Here is a 2,134-nt window from a genome sequence, read left to right on the forward strand (position 1 = left end):
CTCGACGAGGAGGCCAGCCGCGAGCACCAGGACCTGGACCAAAGCGGGTTCAACAAGAACTGGAAGGAGCGCCCCGGACTGATGGCGCACCTCAAAGCCGCCCAGGCCGGGCTGATCCAGCACATCGTCTTCTACAAGCTCTCTCGCGTGGCCCGTCGCACACTTGATGGACTGGAGATCTTCCAGGCTTTTGAGAGCGCGGGTTGCGCCGTCCATGTGATCAAGGACAACATAGACACCAGCACCAGCGCGGGCCGCATGATTCGCACCGTGCTCCTGGGATTCGCCGAGCAGCAAGCGGAAGATCAGAGCGACCAGGCCCGCGACGTGATTCTACGCCGCGTCCAGTCCGGCAAGCACCACGGCGAGCTCCCCGGCTGGATGATGCGGGCAAGCAGCTCGCAGATAGATTTTCGCGAGCCCTACGCTTCCGCCTTGCTGCGCCTGGTGGAGCTGCGCCTTGTGGGAATGTCGGGCGTGAAGATCGCCGCCCAGCTAAACCGCGAGGGCCACCGGCGCACCCGTGGCGGTCTGTGGGGCAATGCCGATGTTGCCGAGATCCTAAGTCCTGACAACCGCCTCCGCATGGCCGGGTACTCGATTCTAGGGCGCGGGCTTCCGCAAGACGATCCGGCGCGCATTGTCACCGCTGGCATCTTCCCCGCCCTGCTCTCCCAGGAGGTCGTAGCGGCCCTGAACACCCTCCAGCGCACTCACGAGGCAAGCCCCGCCACGCAGGCAAGGCTGGGGCGCTGGAGTAACTCTCGCAGCGCTTCTACACGCTGGCTACTCTCCGGACTGATCTGGTGCCCCCACTGCGGCGGGCGGCTCTACAGCCTCACGGGCGGCCAAACAAAAAGCGACGACAAACCCGGACAAGGCGACATGGTGCGGGGTACGGAGGCCCGGCCTCCTAGCCCTTGCGCACCTGTGCCGGTAGGACGCCGCTACTACCACTGCATCGCGTCTCGATCCCTGCCCGAGGCCCATCCCGGCGCAAAGACCTTCCTGGTGAACGCCCACCACGCCGAAGAGGCCACCCTAATTGCACTAACCAAGGCACTGGAGATGCTCAAGATTCCGACTTGCGTGAAGCCAGCACTGAAGCAGAGCAGCAAGCTAGAGATTCTCCAGCGCCAGCAATCAACCCTCACCCACCAAGTGGATGCCCTCTTTGAGCTGCACTCCCGGGGGATCCTCAGCACGGGCGACTTCGAGAGGCGCTACCAGGAGCTGGCAGCCCAGCGCGTCGCACTCACGCAGCAAGAGGACGAAGAGAGCGCTCCGCAGGTGCTCGCCCAGGCGCAGCGCCTTGCTGCACTGGAGGAGCCCACCCAGGAAACACTGCGCCAGCTTATTCTCCTGCTGGTGGCGCGTGTGGACTGCCCCGACTCAGGAGAGAGGGCTGCACGGATCGCAGAGGGCCGCACAGACGCCGCAGCAAGAGCGCCCCGGCGTGAGGTACAAATCCACCCCAAGGCCGGACTATTTAGCTGGAGTAGCGCCTCGGTGGAGCTCCGCACAATGGCGTACAAAGGAGAGCGGGAGATCCAGTGGAGAGATCCCTAAAGTCAAGCGCAGAGGGTTTCTAACGGAATGACGGTAGGACGATGCCGCGCAGAATGACTTTCTGAGCGGCGAGGAAGACGATAAGTATCGGGAGCGCTGCCAGTGTCAGGGCGGCAAAGATGACGTACTGGGGGGCGTTGGACTGCAGGTTGTAGAGCGCCACCATGATCGTCCACATCTTCGGATCTTGGCAGACGACCAGTGCGAAGAGAAACGCGCCGTAGGCCCCCGTGAAGGCGTGGAGGGCGATGACGGAGAAGATCGGCAGCGAGAGCGGGAGCGTGATTCTGGCGAACATCATCAGCTCCGATGCGCCATCTAAGATTCCGGCTTCGTAGAGCTCTTTGGGCAGCGAGTCGAAGAAGCCTTTGAGTAAAAATATGGAGTAGCCGCTCGCGAGGCCCGGCAGGATCAGTGCGCCAAACGTATTAAGCAGCCCGAGGCTCTTGAGCATGAGAAAGTTTGGGATCATCGCCACTTCGGCAGGGAATGCCATGGTCGCCAGCAGAAAGAGTAGCACTTTGTAGGTGTAGGGCAGTGGGTAGCGCGAAAGAGCGTAGGCACA

The 2,134-nt window shown here is 62.5% G+C and carries 2 protein-coding genes; one reads left to right on the forward strand and one right to left on the reverse strand.

What is annotated here, in order from left to right; all coding sequences use genetic code 11:
* Positions 1 to 1,569: recombinase family protein (locus ACH2EH_RS04760; protein ID WP_395139443.1), on the forward strand; the 1,569-nt coding region annotated here is incomplete at its 5' end.
* A gap of 19 nt (positions 1,570 to 1,588) precedes the next feature.
* Here the strand turns inward: ACH2EH_RS04760 and ACH2EH_RS04765 are convergent.
* Positions 1,589 to 2,134, reverse strand: a 546-nt coding sequence (locus ACH2EH_RS04765; protein ID WP_395139445.1) for a carbohydrate ABC transporter permease, incomplete at its 5' end; no start/stop codon positions are given.

This window comes from Armatimonas sp., from assembly GCF_043760365.1.
Lineage (GTDB): Bacteria > Armatimonadota > Armatimonadia > Armatimonadales > Armatimonadaceae > Armatimonas.